At 70.8% G+C, this 21159-nt stretch carries 21 protein-coding genes and 1 riboswitch; of the genes, 14 read left to right on the forward strand and 7 right to left on the reverse strand.

The window, feature by feature from the left end; genetic code table 11:
• The first annotated feature begins 34 nt into the window (after positions 1-34).
• Positions 35-940 carry an amidohydrolase family protein gene (locus OL599_RS18750; protein WP_264715412.1) on the forward strand — a complete coding sequence of 302 codons (906 nt, stop codon included), beginning with the start codon at positions 35-37 and terminating at the stop codon, positions 938-940.
• On the forward strand, positions 898-3072 hold the full coding sequence (locus OL599_RS18755; RefSeq protein ID WP_264715414.1) for an acetate--CoA ligase family protein: 2175 nt from the start codon (positions 898-900) through the stop codon (positions 3070-3072). Before OL599_RS18750 ends, OL599_RS18755 begins: the two co-directional genes overlap by 43 nt.
• 149 nt (positions 3073-3221) lie before the next feature.
• Here OL599_RS18755 and OL599_RS18760 read toward each other — a convergent pair whose 3' ends face one another.
• Positions 3222-3860 carry a YqgE/AlgH family protein gene (locus OL599_RS18760; RefSeq protein WP_264715416.1) on the reverse strand — a complete coding sequence of 213 codons (639 nt, stop codon included), beginning with the start codon at positions 3858-3860 and terminating at the stop codon, positions 3222-3224.
• Positions 3861-4030: 170 nt separating this feature from the next.
• Here OL599_RS18760 and OL599_RS18765 point away from each other — a divergent pair, with 170 nt between their 5' ends.
• From OL599_RS18765 to OL599_RS18785, 5 genes are all read left to right on the forward strand, one after another.
• Positions 4031-4516: a peroxiredoxin gene (locus OL599_RS18765; RefSeq protein ID WP_264715417.1), complete on the forward strand. Its 486-nt coding sequence runs from the start codon at positions 4031-4033 to the stop codon at positions 4514-4516.
• Positions 4517-4740: 224 nt separating this feature from the next.
• On the forward strand, positions 4741-5097 hold the full coding sequence (gene arsC / locus OL599_RS18770) for an arsenate reductase (glutaredoxin) (RefSeq protein WP_264715437.1): 357 nt from the start codon (positions 4741-4743) through the stop codon (positions 5095-5097).
• A 167-nt stretch (positions 5098-5264) separates the two neighbouring features.
• Positions 5265-6455 (forward strand): hypothetical protein, encoded by a 1191-nt coding sequence (locus tag OL599_RS18775; RefSeq protein WP_264715418.1) that lies wholly within the window; start codon positions 5265-5267, stop codon positions 6453-6455.
• Between the two features lie 48 nt (positions 6456-6503).
• Positions 6504-7163, forward strand: a complete 660-nt coding sequence (locus tag OL599_RS25935; protein ID WP_283949815.1) for a DapH/DapD/GlmU-related protein — start codon at positions 6504-6506, stop codon at positions 7161-7163.
• Positions 7160-7957, forward strand: a complete 798-nt coding sequence (locus OL599_RS18785) for a glycosyltransferase family 2 protein (protein WP_264715419.1) — start codon at positions 7160-7162, stop codon at positions 7955-7957. The genes OL599_RS25935 and OL599_RS18785 overlap by 4 nt, the downstream gene beginning before the upstream one ends.
• 60 nt (positions 7958-8017) lie before the next feature.
• Here the strand turns inward: OL599_RS18785 and OL599_RS18790 are convergent, their stop codons facing one another.
• From OL599_RS18790 to ispH, 4 genes are all read right to left on the reverse strand, one after another.
• Positions 8018-8728: a PEP-CTERM sorting domain-containing protein gene (locus OL599_RS18790; RefSeq protein WP_264715420.1), complete on the reverse strand. Its 711-nt coding sequence runs from the start codon at positions 8726-8728 to the stop codon at positions 8018-8020.
• A gap of 135 nt (positions 8729-8863) precedes the next feature.
• Positions 8864-9328 (reverse strand): ribonuclease HI, encoded by a 465-nt coding sequence (gene rnhA / locus OL599_RS18795; RefSeq protein WP_264715422.1) that lies wholly within the window; start codon positions 9326-9328, stop codon positions 8864-8866.
• Entirely contained in the window at positions 9318-10277 is a 960-nt protein-coding gene (locus tag OL599_RS18800) for a homoserine kinase (RefSeq protein ID WP_264715423.1), read from the reverse strand. Before OL599_RS18800 ends, rnhA begins: the two co-directional genes overlap by 11 nt.
• Positions 10278-10314: 37 nt before the next feature.
• The gene (ispH, locus tag OL599_RS18805; RefSeq protein WP_264715424.1) at positions 10315-11322 is read right to left on the reverse strand and encodes a 4-hydroxy-3-methylbut-2-enyl diphosphate reductase; all 1008 of its coding nucleotides are present in this window, start codon (positions 11320-11322) and stop codon (positions 10315-10317) included.
• A 79-nt stretch (positions 11323-11401) separates the two neighbouring features.
• Here ispH and OL599_RS18810 point away from each other — a divergent pair, with 79 nt between their 5' ends.
• The 4 genes from OL599_RS18810 (at position 11402) to gcvP (ending at position 16762) form a co-directional block, all read left to right on the forward strand.
• Positions 11402-12010, forward strand: a complete 609-nt coding sequence (locus OL599_RS18810; RefSeq protein ID WP_264715425.1) for a hypothetical protein — start codon at positions 11402-11404, stop codon at positions 12008-12010.
• Between the two features lie 68 nt (positions 12011-12078).
• A riboswitch (glycine riboswitch) is annotated at positions 12079-12186 on the forward strand.
• A 175-nt stretch (positions 12187-12361) separates the two neighbouring features.
• A complete protein-coding gene (gene gcvT / locus OL599_RS18815; protein ID WP_264715426.1) occupies positions 12362-13474 on the forward strand; it encodes a glycine cleavage system aminomethyltransferase GcvT in 1113 nt (370 codons plus the stop codon).
• A gap of 13 nt (positions 13475-13487) precedes the next feature.
• Positions 13488-13862 carry a glycine cleavage system protein GcvH gene (gene gcvH, locus OL599_RS18820; RefSeq protein ID WP_264715427.1) on the forward strand — a complete coding sequence of 125 codons (375 nt, stop codon included), beginning with the start codon at positions 13488-13490 and terminating at the stop codon, positions 13860-13862.
• On the forward strand, positions 13862-16762 hold the full coding sequence (gcvP, locus tag OL599_RS18825; protein ID WP_264715428.1) for an aminomethyl-transferring glycine dehydrogenase: 2901 nt from the start codon (positions 13862-13864) through the stop codon (positions 16760-16762). Before gcvH ends, gcvP begins: the two co-directional genes overlap by 1 nt.
• Before the next feature lie 51 nt (positions 16763-16813).
• Here the strand turns inward: gcvP and aqpZ are convergent, their stop codons facing one another.
• Entirely contained in the window at positions 16814-17506 is a 693-nt protein-coding gene (aqpZ, locus tag OL599_RS18830; protein ID WP_264715429.1) for an aquaporin Z, read from the reverse strand.
• A gap of 148 nt (positions 17507-17654) precedes the next feature.
• Positions 17655-17837, reverse strand: coding sequence for a hypothetical protein (locus OL599_RS18835; RefSeq protein ID WP_264715430.1), 183 nt, complete (start codon positions 17835-17837; stop codon positions 17655-17657).
• A gap of 195 nt (positions 17838-18032) precedes the next feature.
• On the opposite strand from OL599_RS18835, the gene OL599_RS18840 reads away from it, so the two are divergent.
• The 3 genes from OL599_RS18840 to OL599_RS18850 all read left to right on the forward strand — a co-directional run.
• Positions 18033-19007: an alpha/beta hydrolase family protein gene (locus tag OL599_RS18840; protein ID WP_264715431.1), complete on the forward strand. Its 975-nt coding sequence runs from the start codon at positions 18033-18035 to the stop codon at positions 19005-19007.
• An 89-nt stretch (positions 19008-19096) separates the two neighbouring features.
• A complete protein-coding gene (locus OL599_RS18845; protein WP_264715433.1) occupies positions 19097-20830 on the forward strand; it encodes a tetratricopeptide repeat protein in 1734 nt (577 codons plus the stop codon).
• 8 nt (positions 20831-20838) lie between these two features.
• Positions 20839-21159, forward strand: a 321-nt coding sequence (locus tag OL599_RS18850) for a GHMP family kinase ATP-binding protein (RefSeq protein ID WP_456306708.1), incomplete at its 3' end; no start/stop codon positions are given.

Below are 21159 nucleotides of genomic sequence, written 5' to 3' on the forward strand. Positions count from 1 at the left end.
TGGACGGGACTGCCTGCAGGGAAAGGAAGCCGCCGTGCGTCGAGTGATCGATCTGGAAATGAATCTGCCGCGCAGCGAGGAAGAGCCCGGCTACTGGGACGCCATGCATGGCCGCCCCGGCAACGCGGTGGCCGACCTGCAGCCGCGCCCCGAGGGCTACGGCTTCGCCAATTACGGCCACATCTTCAAGGGCCGCACCGAAGCCGCCGAAGCCGAGCAGGCGCCGGTGGATGACGGCGGGATCACGCGCTTCATCGCCGACATGGACCGCGCCGGCATCGAGCTCGGCGTGCTCGGCGCCTCCAACGCCACGCTGGCGCGGATCTGCACGGCGCATCCGGACCGCTTCATCGGGCTGTCGGCGACAAGTCCGCTGGACGGCATGACCGGCGTGCGCAATTTCGAGCGGCTGGTGCGCGAGCACGGGATCGGCGGGTTGCGCGTCGTGGCGCTGTACAACTCGATCCCGGCGAGCGACCGGCGCTATTACCCGCTCTATGCCAAATGCGTCGAGCTCGATGTGCCCGTGCGCATCTACACCTCGATGAACTATGCCAACGACCGGCCGTACGACCTCGGCCATCCGCGGCATCTCGACACCGTCGCCATGGACTTTCCGGAGCTGCGCATCGTCGCCGGGCTGGCCGGCTGGCCCTGGGTCAACGACATGATCGGGCTGCTGCGGCGCCACCCCAACCTGTACGTCGACACCGCCGCCCACCGGCCGCGCCATTTCGCCACCAAGGGATCGGGCTGGGAGCCGTTCCTGCAGTTCGGCAACACGCTGCTGCAGGACAAGATCATGGTCGGCCTGTCGCGCAGCACCTTCGGCATGTCCTTCGAACAACTCATCGGCGAATACCTGGAGCTGCCGCTGAAGGATTCGGTGATGGAGAAATGGCTGTACCGCAACGCGCTGACGTTCCTGCGCCGGGCCTGATCGCCGCCATGCAACGCAATGTCGCCGCCATCGTGCGGCCGCGGACGGTCGCGGTGATCGGCGCCTCCGCCACCCGCCGCGCCCAGGGCAACCAGGTGATCGGCAACCTGCAGAAGGCGGGCTTCAAGGGGCACATCATCCCCGTCCATGCCACCGCGCAGACCATCGAAGGGCTGGAGGTCACCAACGGCATCGACCGGCTGCCGCCCGGCATCGATACCGCGGTGGTGGCGATCCCGGCGAGCGGCGTCGCCGCGGCGCTGGCCGATCTGGCGCAGGCCGGCGTGCGCTCGGCGGTGGTGTTCAGCAACGGCTTCACCGCCGCCGAGGCGCAGGCATTCCGGCAGGTGTCGGACACCAGCGACATGGTGATCCACGGCCCGAACTGCATGGGGCTGATCGATGTGTGGGATTGCATGCCGATGTATCCCGCCACCATCACCGAGAAGGTGCGGCCGGGGCAGGTGGCGCTGATCGCGCAATCGGGGTCGGCGGCGATCTCGCTGATGAACTCGTCCTCGTTCGGCCTGTCCACGGTGGTGACCATGGGCAGCGAGTTCCAGGTGACGGCGCCGGACTACATGCGCTTCTTTGCCACCGACGACCGCACCTCGGTGATCGGCGTCGTGCTCGAATCGATCCAGCGTCCCGCCGAGTTTGCCGCCGCCGTCGAGGCGATCTACGCCGCCGGCAAGTCGCTGGCGGTGCTGAAGGTCGGCCAGTCCGAAGTGGGCAGCCTGGCGGTGCAGGCGCATACCGGCGCCATGATCAGCCGCAGCGATGCCTATGACCGCTTCTTCGCGCGCTGCGGCGTGCCCACCGCGAAGGACTACGACGAGCTGATCGCCACGCTGGAATGCTTCGTCTCCACCCCCCGTTCGGCGGCGGGCAGCCGCATCGGCATCGTCGGCATTTCCGGCGGCGAGACCGCGCTGGCCTGCGACATCGCGGCTGATCTCGGCGTGCCGTTGGCGACATTCGCCGCCGAGACCCGGGCGCGTGTCACCGCCGCGCTGCCCGGCGCATCCGGCCTCAATCCGCTCGATATGGGCGCGACGGTGAACCATACCGTGGACCAGGATCGCACGGCGATCGGCGCCATCCTGGACGATCCGGAGGTCGACTCGCTGCTGCTGGTGCAGGACGCGCAAGCGAGCCTGACGCCCACCATGCTCAACAACTACACGCCGCATATCCTGGAATACGGCAAGCTGACGCAGCGCAGCGACAAGCCGGTGGTGATGGTGTCGCCGACCTCGGAGAACACGCATCCGCGCATCCACGCGATGATGGCCGAGGACGGGGTTCCGGTGCTGCGCGGCATGCGCGCCGGGCTGGTGGCGATGCGCAATCTCGGCATTCTCGGGCAGGCGCGGGCGGCGCGCGCGGCGGGCGGGCCGGCGGCGGCGGCGCACCGGCCGAACCCCGCCGCCGCCGAGATCCGGCGCGAGATCGCCGGCCTGTCCGGGCCGCTGCCGGCGGCAACGACGCGGCGGATCCTGGCCGCCTACGACATCCCGCTGGTCCGCTCCGCCGTCGTCCGCACCCCCGAGGAGGCGCTGGAGCGCGCCGAGGCGATCGGCTATCCGCTGGTGCTGAAGATCGCCTCGCCGGACATCGCGCACCGCTCCGACGTGGGCGGCGTGGCACTCGGCATCGGCGACGCCGAGGCCCTGCGCGCCGCGCTTGCGCGCATGCTGTGCCGCGTGCGCGCCGCCGCGCCGCACGCCGAGATCGTGGGGTTCGAGCTGCAGGAGCAGCTGGTCGACCATGTCGAAGCGATGGTCGGCTTCGTCGCCGCACCGCCTTTCGGCGCGGTGATGATGGTCGGGACCGGCGGCACGATGGTGGAGCTGCAGGCCGACCGCGCCGTGGAGCTGAGCCCGGTCTCACCGGCGCAAGCGGCCGGCATGATCGCCGGCACGCGCCTCGGGGCCTATCTCGGCGGCTACCGGAACCTGATCCAGAAGACCGACCTGGACGGGCTGGCGCGACTGGCGGCCAATCTCTCCAGTCTGGCCTTCGACCTGTGCGATCGCATCGCCGAATGCGACCTCAATCCCGTGCTGGTGCGCAAAGGCTCCGGAGAGGTCAGGGTGGTCGACGCCCTGCTGCTGGCCGCAAAATCCTGACCGCTGACCTTGCCCGGCCTCTCATACCAGCGGCCATGAAGAATGACCGCTGGTACGAGTCGTTATTTTGCGCGCCGCCGCCCACCGACCCGGCGCGCGATACCAACGGCGCTTGACGATGGAAGGGGCATCGTCAAGCGCCGTTGGTATCAGGCGTGCCCCGCCGCGCCTGAGAGCAGCAGCGGGTCGATGCGCAGCTTGGCCAGGGCACGGCGCCATTTGGTGTCGTGGTCGCCGTCGAAGATGACGTCGAGGTCCGGCGGCGCGGACAGCCAGGCGTTCTGCTGGATTTCGGTGTCGAGCTGGCCGGGCCCCCAGCCGGCGTAGCCGAGCGCGAGAATGCCTTGCCGGGGGCCGCCGCCGGTGGCGATGGCCTTGAGGATGTCGAGGCTGGCGGTCAGCGCGAAAGTGTCGTCCACGCGCAGGCTGGCATCGTCCGTCCAGTCGGTGGTGTGCAGCACGAAGCCGCGGGCGTTGTCCACCGGGCCGCCGCTGCACAGGCGGATGGTGCGGGCGGGCGGGACCGGATCGACCTTCAGCTGCCGCAGCAGGTCTTCGAAGCTGGGCGCCGCGAGCGGGTGGTTCACCACGATGCCCATGGCGCCCTCGTTGGTATGGGCACAGACATAGATCACGCTCTGGGCGAAGCGGGGATCGCCCATGCTCGGCATGGCGATCAGCACCTGGCCGGTCAGCGAGGTTTCGGACGCGGCGGACGGCCGCGCGTCGCCGGCACCGGGGGCCGGGGGGGCAGAAGGCGGCGGCGCGGACGGGGTTTTTCGAGGCATGGCCCTTATCTTGGCGGCATGCCGCGAGTGTGCAAGCGCCAAGGTTACGCGGCGATGACGCCGGCCGCAAAATCGTGTCATCGTGACAGAGGGCGCGCGGACGGCTAGGAATGCCGGCTGATGCCCGGACGGAAGCGGCTGTCCGGGTCAGCCGAGGAAGCGAGGCGCTGATGAGCCAGATCAAGGTTGGTGATGCCATTCCGTCGATGAAGCTGATGAAGGCCACGGCCGACGGCCCGAAAGAGGTTTCGACGGACGAGATCTTCAAGGGTCGGAAGGTCGTGCTGTTCGCCGTCCCCGGCGCCTTCACGCCGACCTGCAGCGCCAAGCATCTGCCGGGTTTCGTGCAGAACGTGGCGGCGCTGAAGGGCAAGGGCGTGGACGAGATCGTCTGCGTGGCGGTGAACGACGCCTTCGTGATGGGCGCCTGGGGCAAGGAGCAGGGCGTCGGCGACGGCATCACCATGCTGGCGGACGGGTCGGCCGCGTTCACCAAGGCGCTCGGCCTGGAGCTGGACCTGGTGCCGCGCGGCATGGGCGTGCGCAGCCAGCGCTTCGCGCTGGTGGCGGAGAACGGCAAGGTGACGCATCTGGCGATCGAGGCGCCGGGCGGCTTCGATGTGAGCCGCGCCGAGGCGGTGCTGGCCGCCCTGTAGGACGGCGCGCGCCGCCCTGCCTGCGGGCCGGTCGGCGTGCATCCCGGCCTGATCGGAAGGTCCGGACGCTGACCTTCCGATCGGGTCGACGTCACAGCCATTTCAGGCGTAGCTGGGCGTTCGCGGATCGCCGCATGCGGGCGTGGCGCGATCCGGCCTTGCTGCGATCCTGCCCGCCCGCCGGCGGGGGCGGGGCGTTCAACAACGGGCCGGAGACGAGCGCGATGACCGTCACGATCTACCACAATCCGGCTTGCGGCACCTCGCGGACCGTGCTCGGGCTGATTCGTGCCGCCGGCGAGACGCCCGCCGTCGTCGAGTACCTGAAGACGCCGCCCAGCCGGGCCGAGCTCGTCGGCCTGATCGCGCACATGGGCATCACCGCCCGCCGCCTGCTGCGGCGCCGAGGCACGCCGTACGAGGCGCTCGGGCTCGATGATCCGAAATGGACCGAGGACGAACTGGTCGACCTCATGCTGCAGCACCCGATCCTGATCGAGCGGCCGATCGTGGCGACGCCACGCGGCGTCCGGCTGTGCCGGCCGGCCGAGGTGGTGATGGAGATCCTGCCCGCGCCCTAGGGCAATGCCGGTTCGGCTGGACGCATCCGGATCGACAGGATGGTGCCGAAGGGGATCGGCGTTTCGTTATCGTGTTCCCGGGAACGTTAAGTGAAACCGCACGGCCATCCTCGGTAGAACCAAACCGCGCAAAATCAGCGTGGTACGAAATGCCCGTGTCGGCAGACATGAGCGCCGGTCGAGCGGGCGCACAAGGCCACAGCGTGACGGGGCTTGCCCGGTCGGTCTGCCTGGGCCTGCTGTCGCTGATTTCGCCTGTCGTGCTGCTGGTGTTCCTGGATGCGGCCAACGGCGATCTCGACGGGTATGTCGTTCCCTGGATGCAGCATATCCTGGCGGCGGGCCGCATCGGCGCCTTCGCCGAGCGCTTCTCGGACTACACCCCGCCTTATCTCTATCTGCTGAGCCTGGCCTCGCTCGGCCACACGGTGCTGCCGCTGCGCCTGCTGGTGCGGCTGATCTCCCTGGCCGGGATGCTGGGGACCGCCTGGCTCGCCTTCGACATCGCGCGGATCGCCGGGCGCGGCCGCAGCGAGGCGTGGATCGCCGGCCTGCTGGCGTTCAACCTGCCGACGGTGGCGCTCAACGCGCTCGGCTGGGGGCAGAGCGATATCATCTACACCGCCTTCCTGCTGGCATTCGCGCGCGGCGTGCTGCTCGGGCGGCCGGCGCTGGCGATGGCGATGTTCGGCGTGGCGCTGTCGTTCAAGCTCCAGTCCATATTCATCGCGCCGTTCATTGCCTATCTGTTCCTGACGCGCTTCGTGCGCGTGCGCCACGTGCTCATCGTCCCGGCCGTGTATGTTGCGGCGATGGCGCCGGCGGCGCTGGCGGGATGGGGTCTGTTCGACCTCGCGGCGGTGTATCCGCGCCAGTACCTGTGGCACGACGACCTGGCCGTGACCGCGCCCAACCTGTATCTGTGGATCGACGGGTTTCTGCTGCAAGGGCGGCCGCGGGTGACGGCGGTGCTCGTCGTCGTGGCGCTGGCGGTGGGGGTGCTGGCCAGCCTGTGGCTGCTGTGGCTGTTCGTCCGCCAGGGGCGGGTGCGCGATCCCGGCATGCTGCTCATGATGATGACGGTGACATTGGCGCTGGAGCCGTACGTGCTGCCGAAGATCCATGAGCGCTATTTCTTCCCCGCCGACGTGTTCGCCTGCGTGCTGATGGTGCTGCGGCCGCGGATGTGGCCGGTGGCCGTGCTGTTCCAGCTCGGCTCGGGGCTCGCCTACATGCCGTTCCTGTTCGGGCTGCATTCTCTGGTCTACGCCGGCAGCATCGCCACCACGGCGGGGCTGGCGCTGTTGCTGCGGGCGTATCTGCGCGAGGCCCACGCCCCCGCCATTGCCCGGGCCTGAAGCGGTCGATAGGGTCGTCGTCCCGCACGCCCGCCTGCACGGAGCCGCATGTCCAACGTCATCCTGTTCGGATCGGGCTCCCCGGTCATTGTCGATGTCGAGGAGACCTGCGCGCGGCGCGGCTGGACCGTGACGGCCGTGGTCAAGAATGTTGCGGGGCCGGATTACGCCTCAGACCCCGCGCGCATCGTTCCGGCCGCCTGCGGCATGGACCCGCATGCGGCGGTGGTGCTGCCGATCTTTTCGCCCGCCAACCGCCGGCTGGCGCAGGAGCACGCGGCGGCGCTGGGCGCGCGCGCGTTCCCGGCGCTGGTCGATCCCACCTCCGTGCTGCCGCGCGCCATCGCGCTGGATGAGGGCGTCTACGTCAATGCCGGCTGCATCATCGGCGCGGCGTCGCGCATCGGCCGCTTCGCCTTCATCAACCGCGGCGCGAGCCTGGGCCATCACCTGGAGCTGGGGGCCTTCGCCTCGGTGGGGCCGGGGGTGGTCGCGGCCGGGCAGGTATCGATCGGCGAGGCGGCCATGATCGGCGCCGGCGCGGTGATCCTGCCGGGCGTGCGCATCGGCGCGGAGGCGGTGGTCGCCGCCGGCGCCGTGGTGCGGCGCGATGTGCCGGACGGGGCCACGGTCGCCGGGCACCCCGCGCAGCCGGTCGCGCGCAAGGCGCCGGTGCGACCGCGCAACGCAACAGCGCTCCCGGCATGACGGTCTGGCTCTATGCGCTCTGCTGGAACGACGCGCGGATGCTGCCGCTCTTCTTTCGCCACTACGACGAATGGGTCGACCGCTACGTGCTGTTCGACGACGGTTCGACGGACGCCACGCTCGACATCGTCGCCGCCCATCCGAAAGTGGAGACCCGTCGTTTCGTGCGCAGCGTGGAGGGCTCGTTCGTCGCCTCCGCCACCCTGCTGCAGAATGCCTTCTGGCAGGAGAGCCGCGGCCGCGCCGACTGGGTGGTGGTGACCGCGATCGACGAGCATTTGCATCATCCCGATGCGCCCGACGGAATGCGCGGCTACCTGGCGCGCTGCCAGGCCGCCGGGGTGACCGCGCTGCCGGCCCTGGGCTTCCAGATGATCGCCGACGCGTTTCCGCAGCCTGGCGTGCATCTGGCCTCGACGCACCGCATGGGCGCGCCGCATGCCGACATGAACAAGCTGTCGCTGTTCGACCCGAACCGGATCGAGGCGACCAACTACGTCGTGGGCCGGCACGCCGCGATGCCGGCCGGGCAGGTGGTCTATCCGGCGACGGACGAGGTGGTGAACCTGCACTACAAATACATGGGCCTCGCCTACCTCGCCGCGCGGCACCGCGAGCTGGCCGGGGGGCTGGGGGTGCATGACCGGGCGCGCCGGTGGGGGCACCAGTACGACTGGTCGGCGGGCGAGCTCGATGCCAGCTGGCGCGACTTCGCGGCGCGGGCGATCGACTACCGCGATGGCGGGATCGACCGTGCGGCGACGCATCCGGCACGCTGGTGGCGCCGGGCCTGACCTGGTGCACGCACGCAGGACCGCGCGCCGGCCGGGATCGGTATTGGCGGGATGTCGGCGTTACCCTCGGCGGCGGCTGCGCAGCGCGAGTCCGGCGGTGAGCACCGCTGTCCCGAGCACGGCCAGCGACGCAGGCTCGGGAACATGACTGGGTGACGGGTCGACATAGGTCGTGAAGGCGAAATCGGCGAAAAGCGAATCGTTGCCGACCGGTCGCACCTGAGGCGCCCACGCCGACCCACCGTACGAAGAGTACGCGGAACCCTCCGCGTATCCGCCCGGGAAAAGGATGTCCCAGGCCCCCTGGGCGCCGCCGGTCGCGCTCACCGCGATGGCAAGCACGTCACCCGCGGTGACATGCAGACCCAGGGCGGAAAAGTCGATCGTCGTTGCAGGCGTCGGGGCCGAGAAGCTGAAGGTCGGGAACGAGGCGTAGGGTATCGTCACGGATGCCAGGGCATCGTTGAAATCCAGGGCCGGGATCCCCGAAACGGTGGGCAGGATCCGGAACACGAAATCACCCCCGGTGCCGTTGTACTGGCCGAATTGGAGGCTCACCGCCGCCAGTTCTCCCGAGAGGCCGACCGTGAAGGTCTGGGCATGGGTGTATTCGAACGGGGGCGCACTCCCGGCGATGCCGCCGCTGGCGTAGGGCGGGCTTGCGGCCGGGTAGGAGAACACGTACTGCTGGTCGACGACCGGGGCGGCAAGCGCACCGGCAGCCCATACCGCACCGGCAAGGGCGGCCGCCAGGCCACTGAGCTGTCTCATCGGGCGTCCTTTCTTTTGCCAGCATGACGAACCCGATGATTTCGTAGCCAGTTTATTTTTGACTGACAATAGAACTCTTGGGAAATGGTCCGGGTGCCGTGGCCGTTACGGCGCCCGGGTCGTTTGGCCTGCGGCTCAGCGTCCGAGCGCCTCGCGCGCCGCGGTGGCCAGCACGTCGGCGCGTTCGTTCATTGCGTCGCCGGCGTGGCCGCGCACCCATTTCCACTCGATCTCGTGCGCCTTCGCGGCGTCCAGGATGCGGCGCCACAGGTCCATGTTGGCGACCGGGTCGCCGGCGGCGTTGCGCCAGTTGCGGCGGACCCAGCCTTGGTGCCAGCGGGTGATGCCGTTGCGCAGGTATTCGCTGTCGGTGTGCAGCACCACGCGGCAGGGGCGGGTCAGCGCCTCCAGCGCCGCCGCGGCCGCGGTGAGTTCCATGCGGTTGTTGGTGGTCTCCGGCTCGGCGCCGGTCAGCTCGCGCTCGCGGCCCTTGTAGCGCAGGATCGCGGCCCAGCCGCCCGGGCCGGGATTGGGCTTGCAGCCGCCGTCGGTCCATACCTCCACCACGTCGGCGGCGGTGGTGTCGAAGTCAGAGGCCATAGGCGTGTGCGTCCCGGGCGGCCAGATGCTGGCGCAGGCGGCGGACATATTCCAGCGGGTCCTTGCGCGTGACCAGCGCGCCGGGCGGCGTGTTGATCCAGTCGTACAGCCGCGTCAGCGCGAAGCGCAGCGCCGCCCCCTGGCACAGCACCGGCAGCGCCGCGCGCTCGGCCGCCGACAGCGGGCGCGCCGCGTCATAGGCCGTGACCATGGCGCGGGACTTGGTGACGTTGAGCGAAAGATCCGGCTCGAAGCACCAAGCGTTGATGCAGACGGCGAGGTCGTAGGCCAGGATGTCGGTCGCGGCGAAGTAGAAGTCGATCAGCCCCGACAGCCTGCCTTCGAGGAAGAAGACATTGTCGGGGAACAGGTCGGCATGGATGTGGCCGACGGGCAGGGATGTGGGCCAGGCGGCGAGGATGCGGTCGAGCGCCGCCTGCAGCTCCTCGCCCAGGCCGGGCTGCACCTGGTCGGCGCCGGGCAGGCTGCGCGCCAGCAGCGGCGGCCAGCCGGCCGGGCCAAGGGCGTTGCGGCGGGTGGGCGCATAGTTGGCGCCGGCCTGGTGCAAGGCGGCCAGCGCGGCGCCCACCGGGGCGCAATGCTCCGGCCGCACGCGGCGCGGCCACACGCCCGGCAGGAAGGTGGTGATGGCGGCGTGGCGGCCGCAGAGCTGGCGCAGCGCCTGGCCGTCGCGCCCGCGCACCGGCTGCGGGCAGACGATGCCCCGGCCGGCCAGATGCTCCATCAGGCCCAGGAACCAGGGCAGCTCAGCCGGGTCCACGCGCTTCTCGTACAGCGTCAGGATGTAGTCGCCATTGGTGGTGCGCAGGGAGAAGTTGCTGTTCTCCACGCCCTCGGCGATGCCGCGGAAGGCGACCATCCGGCCGATGTCGTAGTCGACCAGGAACGCCGCGAGCGCGTCGTCGGAAACCTCGGTGTAGACGGCCATGCGAAGCGCGCGGGTCCTGTCGTAAGGCGGCGGGGCGTCAGCAGGCGAGCGGGGCAGGCAGCTTGAACACCACGTCCTCGGTGGTCACGCTCTTTTCCTCGATCGCCAGCTCGTAGCGCTCGCGCAGCCGGTCGAGCAACTGCTCCACCAGCACCTCGGGGGCGGAGGCGCCGGCGGTGATGCCCAGCGTGCGCACGCCCTCCAGCACCGACCAGTCGAGCTGGTCGGCACGCGGCAGCAGGATGGCGCGCGGGGCGCCGGCACGCTCGGCCACTTCGCGCAGGCGCTGCGAATTGGAGGAGTTCGGGCTGCCGATCACCAGCACCAGGTCCGATTCGGGCGCGATCGTCTTCACCGCGGCCTGGCGGTTGGTGGTGGCGTAGCAGATGTCCTCGCGCTTCGGCCCCTGGATGGCCGGGAAGCGGGCGCGCAGGGTGGCGACGATCTCGGCGGTGTCGTCCACCGACAGGGTGGTCTGGGTGATGAAGGCGAGGCGGCCGGGGTCGGCCGGCTGTACCGTCGCGGCTTCATCGACGCTCTGCACCAGGGTCATGGCGCCGGGCGGCAGCTGGCCCATGGTGCCTTCCACCTCCGGGTGGCCGGCATGGCCGATCATCAGGATGTGATGGCTGTCCGGCCCGCCGCCGGCAAAGTGGCGCTCGGCCTCGCGATGCACCTTCGAGACCAGCGGACAGGTGGCGTCCAGATAGGTCAGGCCGCGGCGCTGGGCTTCGGCCGGCACGGATTTCGGCACGCCATGGGCGGAGAACACCACCTGCGCGTCTTCCGGCACCTCGGTCAGCTCGTCCACGAACACCGCGCCCTGCCGCTCAAGCTGCTCGACGACGGTGCGGTTGTGCACGATCTCGTGGCGCACATAGACCGGCGCGCCGAAGCGGCGCAGCGCCTCCTCCACCACGCGGATGGCGCGGTCCACGCCGGCGCAGAACCCGCGCGGGCCGGCCAGCAGGATGCGCAGGCTGGCCTTCGCCGCGGGCCGCGGCGCCAGGGTGAGGCTGGGATTATCGTCCGAAGTGTGCTGCATGTTGTCCATGGGGATGGCGCGCCGCACTATGCCCCCCCTTGCTGTCGCGAACAATGACCACCCCGAACTGGAGTTGCGGATGCCGTTCTGGACGCCCGAGAGGACCCGAAACCTGGTGCACCAGAGGTTGATGGCGCCGCCCCCTCCCGCAAGACCCTGGCCCGTTGGCCGCGCCGCGCTGCCGGCAGCCTTCCTGGGCGCGGCGCTGCTCAGCGGCTGCGGCCCCAAGGCCGACGTGTTCGCCCCGCAATGCCCGGACATGAAGCTGCTGAAGGACGCGTCCGACATCACCCGCTTCAACGAGCGCGGCCACGACGTCACCGACATGGTGCTGAGCGGACGGATCGTCGCGGTGCCCGGTTCCTGCAAGGCAGGTGAGCGCGGCACGGTGGCGACGACCATCCAGGTGAGCGTGGAACTGACCCGCGGACCCGCCTCGCGCGGGCGGGCGGCGCAGGTGCCCTATCTGGTGACGGTGATGGACGGCGACCGGATCATCGACCAGAAGGACTACGTCATCGCCGCCAACTTCCCGCCCAACGTGGACCAGGTCCGCGCCGCCGGCGACCCGATCGACATGCTGTTCCCGAGCACCGCCGACAAGCCGGCCGCGGCCTACACCATCTATGTCAGCTTCCGCCTGACGCCGGACGAGCTGCAGTTCAACCGCGCCCAGGGCCCGCGCTGAAGCGTCGCCCGGCCGCCGGTTCGCGATTGAACCGGACGGCCGGATCGGCCATGGTGCGGGTATTCGGAATATCCCGTGCGGGAGAGCGCGGTTCCCTTGCCGACGACAAGGGGGCTGCCGCCGAAGGCGCAACCGGCCCCCGGAAACGCTCAGGCACCCAGGACCGCCCCGGGAGTAAGGATCTCTGGAAAGCCGGCCCCCGGCCGTGGATTGCGATGGGGGCCGCACCGACGGAGTAAGGGCCCCCTGGCCGCATTGCGCAGGGTTGCCCGAATCTCTCAGGTTCCGCGACAGAGGGGGGCTTCCTCTCCGGCATCCCGCCGGCGGGCGATCCGTGTGCGGAGCCAGACCTTGTCCACAGACGATGCCGACCTGAAAACCACGCCCCTCGACGCGCTGCACCGGGAACTGGGCGCGCGCATGGTGCCCTTCGCCGGCTATGCCATGCCGGTGCAATACCCGGCCGGGATCATGGCCGAGCACCTGCACTGCCGCGCCAAGGCGGCGCTGTTCGACGTCTCGCATATGGGCCAGGCCAGCCTGTACGGCGCAGACGCCGCCGCGGCGCTGGAGGCGCTGGTGCCCGGCGACATGGCCGGCCTGAAGCCGCACCGCCAGCGCTACACCATCCTCACCACCGCGTCCGGTGGCATCCTCGACGACCTGATGGTCGCCAACACGGGCAGCGACCGGCTGTTCCTGGTGGCGAACGCCAGTCGCAAGGACGTGGATTTCGCCCATATCGCCGCCCACCTGCCCGACGACGTGAAGCTGGCCCGCCACGACGACCGCGCGCTGCTGGCGCTGCAGGGGCCGGCCGCCGTGGGCGTGCTGGCGCGCGTCGCGCCCGAAGTGGCGTCCATGCCGTTCATGGGCGTGGCCACGATCACCGTGGACAGTGTCGAATGCTTCGTCTCCCGCTCCGGCTACACCGGCGAGGACGGGTTCGAGATTTCGGTGCCGGCGGAATTCGCCGACGCCTTCGCGCGCATGCTGCTGGCGCAGCCCGGGGTGATGCCGGCGGGCCTGGGCGCGCGCGACAGCCTGCGGCTGGAGGCCGGGCTGTGCCTGTACGGCAACGACATCGACGAGACCACCAACCCCGTCGAGGCGGCGCTGACCTGGGTGATCGGCAAGCGCCGCAGGATGGAATGGAATTTCGTCGGCGCCGGCCCGATCCGCGCCATGCTTGAGAACGGCCCCGCCCGCCTGCGCGTGGGCATCCGCCCCGACGGCAGGGCCCCCGCGCGCGCCGGCACCGAGATCGTCGGCGCCGATGGCGGCGTGGTCGGCCACGTCACCTCCGGCGGCTTCGGCCCCACGCTGGGCGCGCCGATCGCCATGGGCTATGTGCGCCGCGACCTCGCCGCCGACGGCACCGAGCTGTCGCTGCTGGTGCGCGGCAAGCCTTTGCCCGCCCGCGTCGCCCCCACCCCTTTCGTTCCCCACCGCTACGTCCGCTGAAGGATCTTTCCGCATGCCCCAGACCCGTTTCACCAAGGACCACGAGTGGGTACGCCTCGAGGACGGCATCGCCGTCGTCGGCATCACCGACCACGCGCAGGAAGCGCTGGGCGACATCGTGTTCGTCGAACTGCCCGAGCCCGGCCGCGAGGTTGCGGAAGGCGAGGCCTGCGCGGTGGTGGAGAGCGTGAAGGCCGCGTCGGACGTGTACGCGCCGCTGGCCGGCAAGGTGGTCGAGAACAACCAGGCGGTGGTGGACGACCCGTCGCTGGTGAACCGCGCGCCGACCGCCGACGGCTGGTTCTTCAAGCTGGCCCTGGCCGACCAGGCCGCGTTCGCGGCGCTGCTGGACGAGGCCGCCTACAAGGCATTCCTGGAGACGCTTTGATGCCGCATTCCACCACCCGCCAGCCCGCCCCGAGCGTGTTGGAAGAGCTCGCGGCGCTGGAGGCGGATGACAGCTTCGTGGACCGCCACGTCGCCCCCTCCGACACCGAGATCGCGGACATGCTGCAGGTCCTGGGGGCGGCCACGCTCGACGACCTGGCCGCCAAGACCGTGCCCGGCAGCATCCGCGCGCAGCAGGCGCTCGACCTGCCGCCGCCGGTGGACGAGGCCGGCACCATCGCCGAGCTGCGCGCGCTCGCCAGCCGCAACGTGCTGAAGAAGTCGCTGATCGGCATGGGCTATCACGGCACCCACACGCCGCCGGTGATCCTGCGCAACGTGCTGGAGAACCCCGGCTGGTACACCGCCTACACGCCGTACCAGGCCGAGATCGCGCAGGGCCGGCTGGAGGCGCTGCTGAACTTCCAGACCATGATCTGCGAGCTGACCGGGCTCGAGATCGCCAACGCCTCGCTGCTCGACGAAGCCACCGCGGCGGCCGAGGCGATGCACATGGCGCACAGCGTGGCCAAGGCGAAAAGCGACGTGATCGCGCTGGCCGCCGACCTGCACCCGCAGACCCGCGCGGTGCTGGCCACGCGCGCCTGGCCGCTGGGCATCAGGCTGGTCGATGTGGCCCCCGGCGACGCCGCTGCCGTCGCCGCCGCGAAGCCGTTCGCGCTGGTGCTGCAATATCCCGGCAGCACCGGCGCGGCGCGCGACCTGCGCGCCGAGATCGCCGCCGCGCACGAGGCCGGCGCGCTGGCCATTGTCGCCGCCGATCCGCTGAGCCTCGCGTTGCTGACGCCGCCCGGCGAGATGGGCGCCGATGTGGTGGTGGGCTCGGCGCAGCGCTTCGGCGTGCCGATGGGCTTCGGCGGGCCGCATGCCGGATTCTTCGCCACCAAGGATGCCTATAAGCGCGCCATGCCCGGCCGCCTCGTGGGCGTCAGCCAGGACGCCGCCGGGGCGCCCGCCATGCGCCTCGCGCTGCAGACGCGCGAGCAGCATATCCGCCGCGAGAAGGCCACCAGCAACATCTGCACCGCGCAGGTGCTGCTGGCCGTGATGGCCGGCATGTACGCCGTGTGGCACGGGCCGGAGGGCCTCACCCGCATCGCCCGGCGCGTGCATCTGCAGGCGCGCATCCTGGCCGATGCCGCCCGCCGCGGCGGCTTCGCGCTGCGCCACGACGCCTTCTTCGACACCATCGCCATCGAGGCGGGCAGCCGCGCCGACGCGCTGATGGCCTCGGCCCTCAAGGCCGGCTTCAACCTGCGCCGCATCGACGCCGGCGGGGTGGCGATCGCGCTCGACGAGACGGTGACGCGCGAGGATCTGGCCCGTCTGGCGGTGCTGTTGGGCGGCGACATGCGCGCGGCGGCGGCGGGCCTTCCCGAAGCGCTGCAGCGCCAGTCCGCGTTCCTGCCGCAGGCGGTGTTCAACACCTACCGCGCCGAGCACGAGATGCTGCGCTACCTGAAGCGGCTGGAAGACAAGGACGTCGCGCTGAACCGCAGCATGATCCCGCTCGGGTCCTGCACGATGAAGCTGAACGCGACCGCCGAGATGATTCCGGTGACGCTGCCGGGCTTCTCCGACATCCACCCGTTCGCGCCGGCCGACCAGACCGAGGGCTACAAGACCCTGATCGACCGCCTGGCCGAATGGCTGCGGGTGGCCACCGGCTTCGCCGGCGTGTCGCTGCAGCCCAACGCCGGCAGCCAGGGCGAGTATGCCGGCCTGCTGGCGATCCGCGCCTGGCACGAGAGCCGCGGCGACGGCGCGCGCGACGTGTGCCTGATCCCGTCCAGCGCGCACGGCACCAACCCCGCGAGCGCTGCGATGGCCGGCTATCGCGTGGTGGTGGTGGCCTGCGACCGCGACGGCAACGTCGATGTCGCCGACCTGGAGGCCAAGGCCACGCAGCACGCCGACCGGCTGGCGGCGCTGATGATCACCTATCCCAGCACGCATGGCGTGTTCGAGGAGCGCATCCGCGACATCTGCCGCATCGTCCACGACCATGGCGGGCAGGTCTACATGGACGGCGCCAACATGAACGCGCAGGTGGGCCTGACCAGCCCGGGCGCGATCGGCGCCGATGTGTGCCACCTGAACCTGCACAAGACGTTCTGCATCCCGCATGGCGGCGGCGGGCCGGGGGTGGGGCCGATCGGGGTGGCCGCGCATCTGCTGCCGTTCCTGCCGAATCACCCGCTGCGCGCCGATGCCGGCCCGGCGACCAGCTACGGCCCGGTCTCGGCGGCACCGTTCGGCAGCGCCCTGATCCTGCCGATCAGCTACGCCTATATCCGCATGATGGGGCCGGCGGGGCTGACCCGGGCGACGGAGGTGGCGATCCTGAACGCCAACTACGTGGCGCGGCGGCTCGCACCGCACTACCCCATCCTCTACACCGCGCCCTCGGGCATGGTGGCGCATGAGTGCATCATCGACTGCCGCGGCTTCCAGGCCGAGGCGGGCGTGATGGTCGAGGACATCGCCAAGCGGCTGCAGGATTTCGGCTATCACGCCCCGACCATGTCCTGGCCGGTGGCGGGCACGCTGATGATCGAGCCGACCGAAAGCGAATCGAAGGCCGAGCTGGACCGGTTCTGCGACGCCATGATCACCATCCGCCAGGAGATCGCCGACATCGCCGCGGGCCGGCTCGACCCCGAGGACAACCCGCTGAAGCACGCGCCGCACACCGCCGCCGAGGTGATGGCGGAGGCGTGGACGCATGGCTACTCCCGCGCCCGGGCGGCGTTCCCGCTGCCCTGGGTGGCGGCGGCGAAATACTGGCCGCCGGTGAAGCGCGTGGACAACGTCTATGGCGACCGCAACCTGGTGTGCACGTGCGCGCCGCTGGAAGCGTACGCACAGGCCGCGGAGTAGGCGGGCACGGGGAGAGGCGGCCGGTTGGTCGCCTCTCCCCGGACGTTGGTGTCACTCTTCCGGCTGCAACGCCTTCGACACCCAGCCCGCCAGCAGCGCGCCCACGATCGGCGCCAGCCAGAACAGCCAGAGCTGCCCGATATAGGCGCCGCCGGCGAACAGCGCCGGCCCGGTGCTGCGCGCAGGGTTGACCGAGGTCTTGGTGACGGGGAGCGAGATCAGGTGGATCAGCGTCAGCGCGAAGCCCATGGCAATCGGCGCGAACCCGGCGGATGCGCGGGCGGACGTGCTGCCGAGGATGATGATGAGGAAGAAGAACGTACACACCACCTCGATCAGCAGGCATGACAGCAGCGAGTATTTGCCGAGGCTCAGTTCGCCGTAGCCGTTGGCGGCGAAGCCGCCGACGGCGAAGTCCGGCTTGCCGCTGGCAATGAGGTAGAGCACGGCCGCCGCAACGATGGCGCCGGCCACCTGGGCGACGACGTAGGGCAGGATGTCGCCCGCCTTGAACCGGCCGCCGGCCCACACGCCGATGGTCACAGCGGGATTGAAATGAGCGCCCGAGATATGGCCGACCGCGAAGGCCATGGTCAGGAGGGTGAGACCGAAGGCCAGTGCCACGCCGGCGAAACCGATGCCGAGCTCAGGGAACTGGGCCGCCAGCACGCCGCTGCCGCAGCCGCCAAAGGTCAGCCAGAATGTACCAAGGAATTCCGCGCCCGCTCTCTGGGGAAGTGCCATGACGTTGCTCCCGCGCTGGACAGATCGTGATGGCCGCGGCGCAGGGTCATGTCGCGCCCGGATAATCCTTTCCTATCGGGAACTGTTCCCCCGGCCAAATCACGGCTGTCTGTGCGCGGCTTAGACTTTTCGTGATCGCGCGCGGCGTTCAGGCCGCCCGGCAGGATTGTCCAGGCGCCAGCGGCGGCAGCACGCGCTGCAGATAGGCGGACCAGGCGCCCACCGGCACCGGGCGCGCCGGCCGGCAGGCCGCTTCGTCCCGGGCCGGCGCCGGCGGGTCGGCGGCGGGGAAGGCGGCGTTGGCCGGGAAGGGCAGGGGGGCGGTGTGCATGGCGGCTACTCCTCGCTCCGAGGCGTCGGTACGGCGGCATCGCGGCAGCTTGGGTCTACGCAGGAGAACCCGCCGCGGCTGCGATGCGGATCACACTCTGGGCGCGAAAAAGGGCCGGATTCGCGTCGCGATCATGGCGAAGCTGCGGCATGGCGGACGTCTTGCGGACCGGCCGGCACGCCCCATCTGCGCGCAGTGGACACAGGCTTCACCCGTCGCGGCGTGATCGGCAGCCTGCCTTGGCTTGCCCTGGCACGGGCGGCCAGGGCGGAGGCGGCGGATCTGTTGCAGGAATGGCGCGACCCCGCGCGCGGACGGACGATTCCGGTCCGCATCCGCCTGCCGGACACGATGCCTACGCCGGGGGCGCCCGCGCCGGTGGCGATCCTGTCGCACGGGCTCGGCGGCTCGCGCGACGGGCTCGCCTATCTCGGCATCGCGCTGGCGCAGGCCGGCTTTGTCGTCGTGCACCTGCAGCACCATGGCAGTGATTCCGGGGTCCTGCGCAGCGGCGCCGGGCCGGCCGTGGCGATGGCGCTGTCGGTGCTGGACGTGCGCAACGCGCTGGACCGGCTGTACGACGTGGCGTTCGCGCTCGACGAGCTGGCGCGCCAGCCGGCCTGGCGCGGGCGGCTGGACTTGGCGCGGGCGGCGATCGCCGGCCATTCCTTCGGCGCCTGGACGGTGACGCACATGCTCGGCGAGGCGCTGCCGGGGGTCGCATTGCTGGGCGAGGGCCGGCCTTTGGCGCTGCCGGACCGGCGGCTCGCGGCCGGCATCGCGCTGTCGCCGGTGCCGCCGCTGCTGCTGCCGGCGCGATCGGCGTTCGCACGGGTGTCCGCGCCGATCCTGCACGTGACCGGCACCCGCGACAGCGGCGTGGTGGACGCGGCCACGCCGGAGGATCGCACCATCCCGTTCCACACCATCGCCGCCCCCGGCGTGCTGGCGGTGCTGGCCGGCGCCACCCATGCAAGCTTCGCCGGCGAGCCCGCGGCAGGGGCGCGCTGGAACGAGCCGACCTATCACGAACGCACGGCGCGGCTGGCGGTGCTGTTCCTGCGCGCAGTCCTGTGGCACGACATGGCCGCGGCCAGCCTGCTGCAACGCGGAGCGATGCTGGCGCCGGGCGACCGGATCGAGACCAAGGGGCGGCTGGCGGGGGCGTAGCCGGTGATGGCCCAGCCCCCTCTGCGCAGCCGCGCGGTGCGCGGCTATGTGACGTGGCGTTACCCCGAATGCACTGGTAGACTTTGGCAATGCAGCATGTTCGTTCGCTTCGGCGCACCGTTCTCCTGACACTCTCGCTTCTGTCCGCCTGTGCGGCGGCCGATCCGGCGTCGGTCGCCGGCGACGCGCGTGGGCCGTATGGCCCGGCGACGCGGCTCAACGTGCCCGGCGTCGCCGCCGCGTTCCTCAGCGGGCGTTTCGCCGCGTCGCAGAACGATGTCGGCTACGCGGCCGACGAGTTCCTGCGCGCGCTGCAGGCCGATCCCGGAAATGTCGAGCTGCGGCAACAGGCGTTCCTGACCAGTCTGCTCGCCGGGCGGCCGGAGGCGGTGCGGCTGGCGGCGCTGCAAAGCGACAACCAGGCCGCGCAACTGCTGCTGGCCGACAGCGACGCCAAGGCCGGCCGCTGGGAGCAGGCGGAGAACCGTTTCGCCGCCCTGCCGCGCCAGGGCCTGATGCAGTTGCTGCAGCCGCTGCTGGTCGCCTGGGCGCAGGCCGGCCAGGGCCGCACCGACGCGGCGCTGGCCACGCTCGCCCCGCTGGTGCAGGGCCAGCACTTCCGCGCGATGTATGCGCTGCACGCCGCCCTCATCGCCGATCTCGGCAAGCGCACCGCCGAGGCCGCGCGGCTCTACCGCGTGGCGCAGAGCGAGTTCGGCAGCACCAACCTGCAGCTCGGCCGGCTGCTCGCGAGCTGGCAGGCGCGCCAGGGCTTTCCCGACGATGCGCGCGAGACGCTGAAGGCCGTGGGCGACAACAGCCCGGAGATGATCATCGCGCTGCCGGCGCTGCAGATGGCGGTGGCGGCGCGGCAGGTCCGCAACCCTGTGGACGGCATCGCCGAGGCGTATCTGGCGCTGGCGGCCGCCTTGCGGTCGCAGGACGCCGCCGAGTTCTCGGTGGTGCTGCTGCAGCTGGCGCTGGACCTGCGGCCCGACCTGACCGCGGCGCGCCTGCTGAGCGCCGAGATCCAGGAAACGCGGAACAACCCCGAAGGGGCGCTGGCGGTGCTGTCGCCGGTGCCTGCCAGCGACCCGCTGTATGCGATGGTGCGGCTGCGCCAGGCGGCGCTGACCGACCGGCTGGGCAACACCACCGAAGCGCTGCACATGCTGGACCAGCTGGCCAAGGAGTTCCCGACCCGGCCGGACCCGCTGACGCTGCAGGGCGACCTGCTGCGCTCCAAGCGCCGTTTCGCCGAAGCGGTGGTGGCCTATGACCACGCGGTGGCGCTGGTGGCGAATCCCACCCGGGTGAACTGGCCGCTGTTCTACAATCGCGGCATCGCGCTCGACCGCGCGCATCAATGGGCGCGGGCCGAGGCGGACTTCCTGAAGGCGCTGGAGCTGTTCCCCGACCAGCCCTTCGTGCTGAACTATCTCGGCTATTCCTGGACCGAGCAGGGCCGCAACCTGACCCGCGCCCGCCAGATGATCGAGCGCGCCGCCGAGCTGCGCCCGAACGACGGCGAGATCGCCGACAGCCTGGGCTGGGTGGTGCTGCGCCAGGGCGACGTGCGCGGCGCGGTGAAATACCTGGAACGGGCGGTGGAGCTGGAGCCCGAGGACGCGACCATCAACGCGCATCTGGGCGACGCCTATTGGGCCGCCGGCCGCAAGCTGGAGGCGCAGTACCAGTGGCGCCGCTCGCTGAACCTCAAGCCCGAGCCGGAAGAGGTAAGCAAGCTGCAGGCGAAGCTGCGCGAGGGCGACCAGACCCAGCATTCCGGGTCGTCGGCCGTGGGCGAGAAGACGGTCCAGTAGCCTGGCACATGACGGCTTTGCATGAGGCCGCGCCGGCCAAGGTGAACCTGTACCTGCATGTCGTCGGGCGCCGTGACGACGGCTATCACCTGCTGGACAGCCTCGCCGTGTTCCCGCCGGTCGGCGACCTGCTGCGCGCCGCGCCGGCCGCAACCCTGTCGCTGGCCGTCGACGGCCCGTTCGGGGCGGCGCTGGCGGCCGAGTCCGACAACCTCGTGCTGCGGGCGGCGCGGGCGCTGGCCGGGCAGGCCGGCGTGGTGCCGCGGGCCGGTCTGGTGCTGACCAAGAACCTGCCGGTCGCGTCCGGCATCGGCGGCGGCTCCGCGGAT

The sequence above is a fragment of the Limobrevibacterium gyesilva genome, assembly GCF_025989185.1.
In the GTDB taxonomy this organism is placed as follows: domain Bacteria; phylum Pseudomonadota; class Alphaproteobacteria; order Acetobacterales; family Acetobacteraceae; genus Limobrevibacterium; species Limobrevibacterium gyesilva.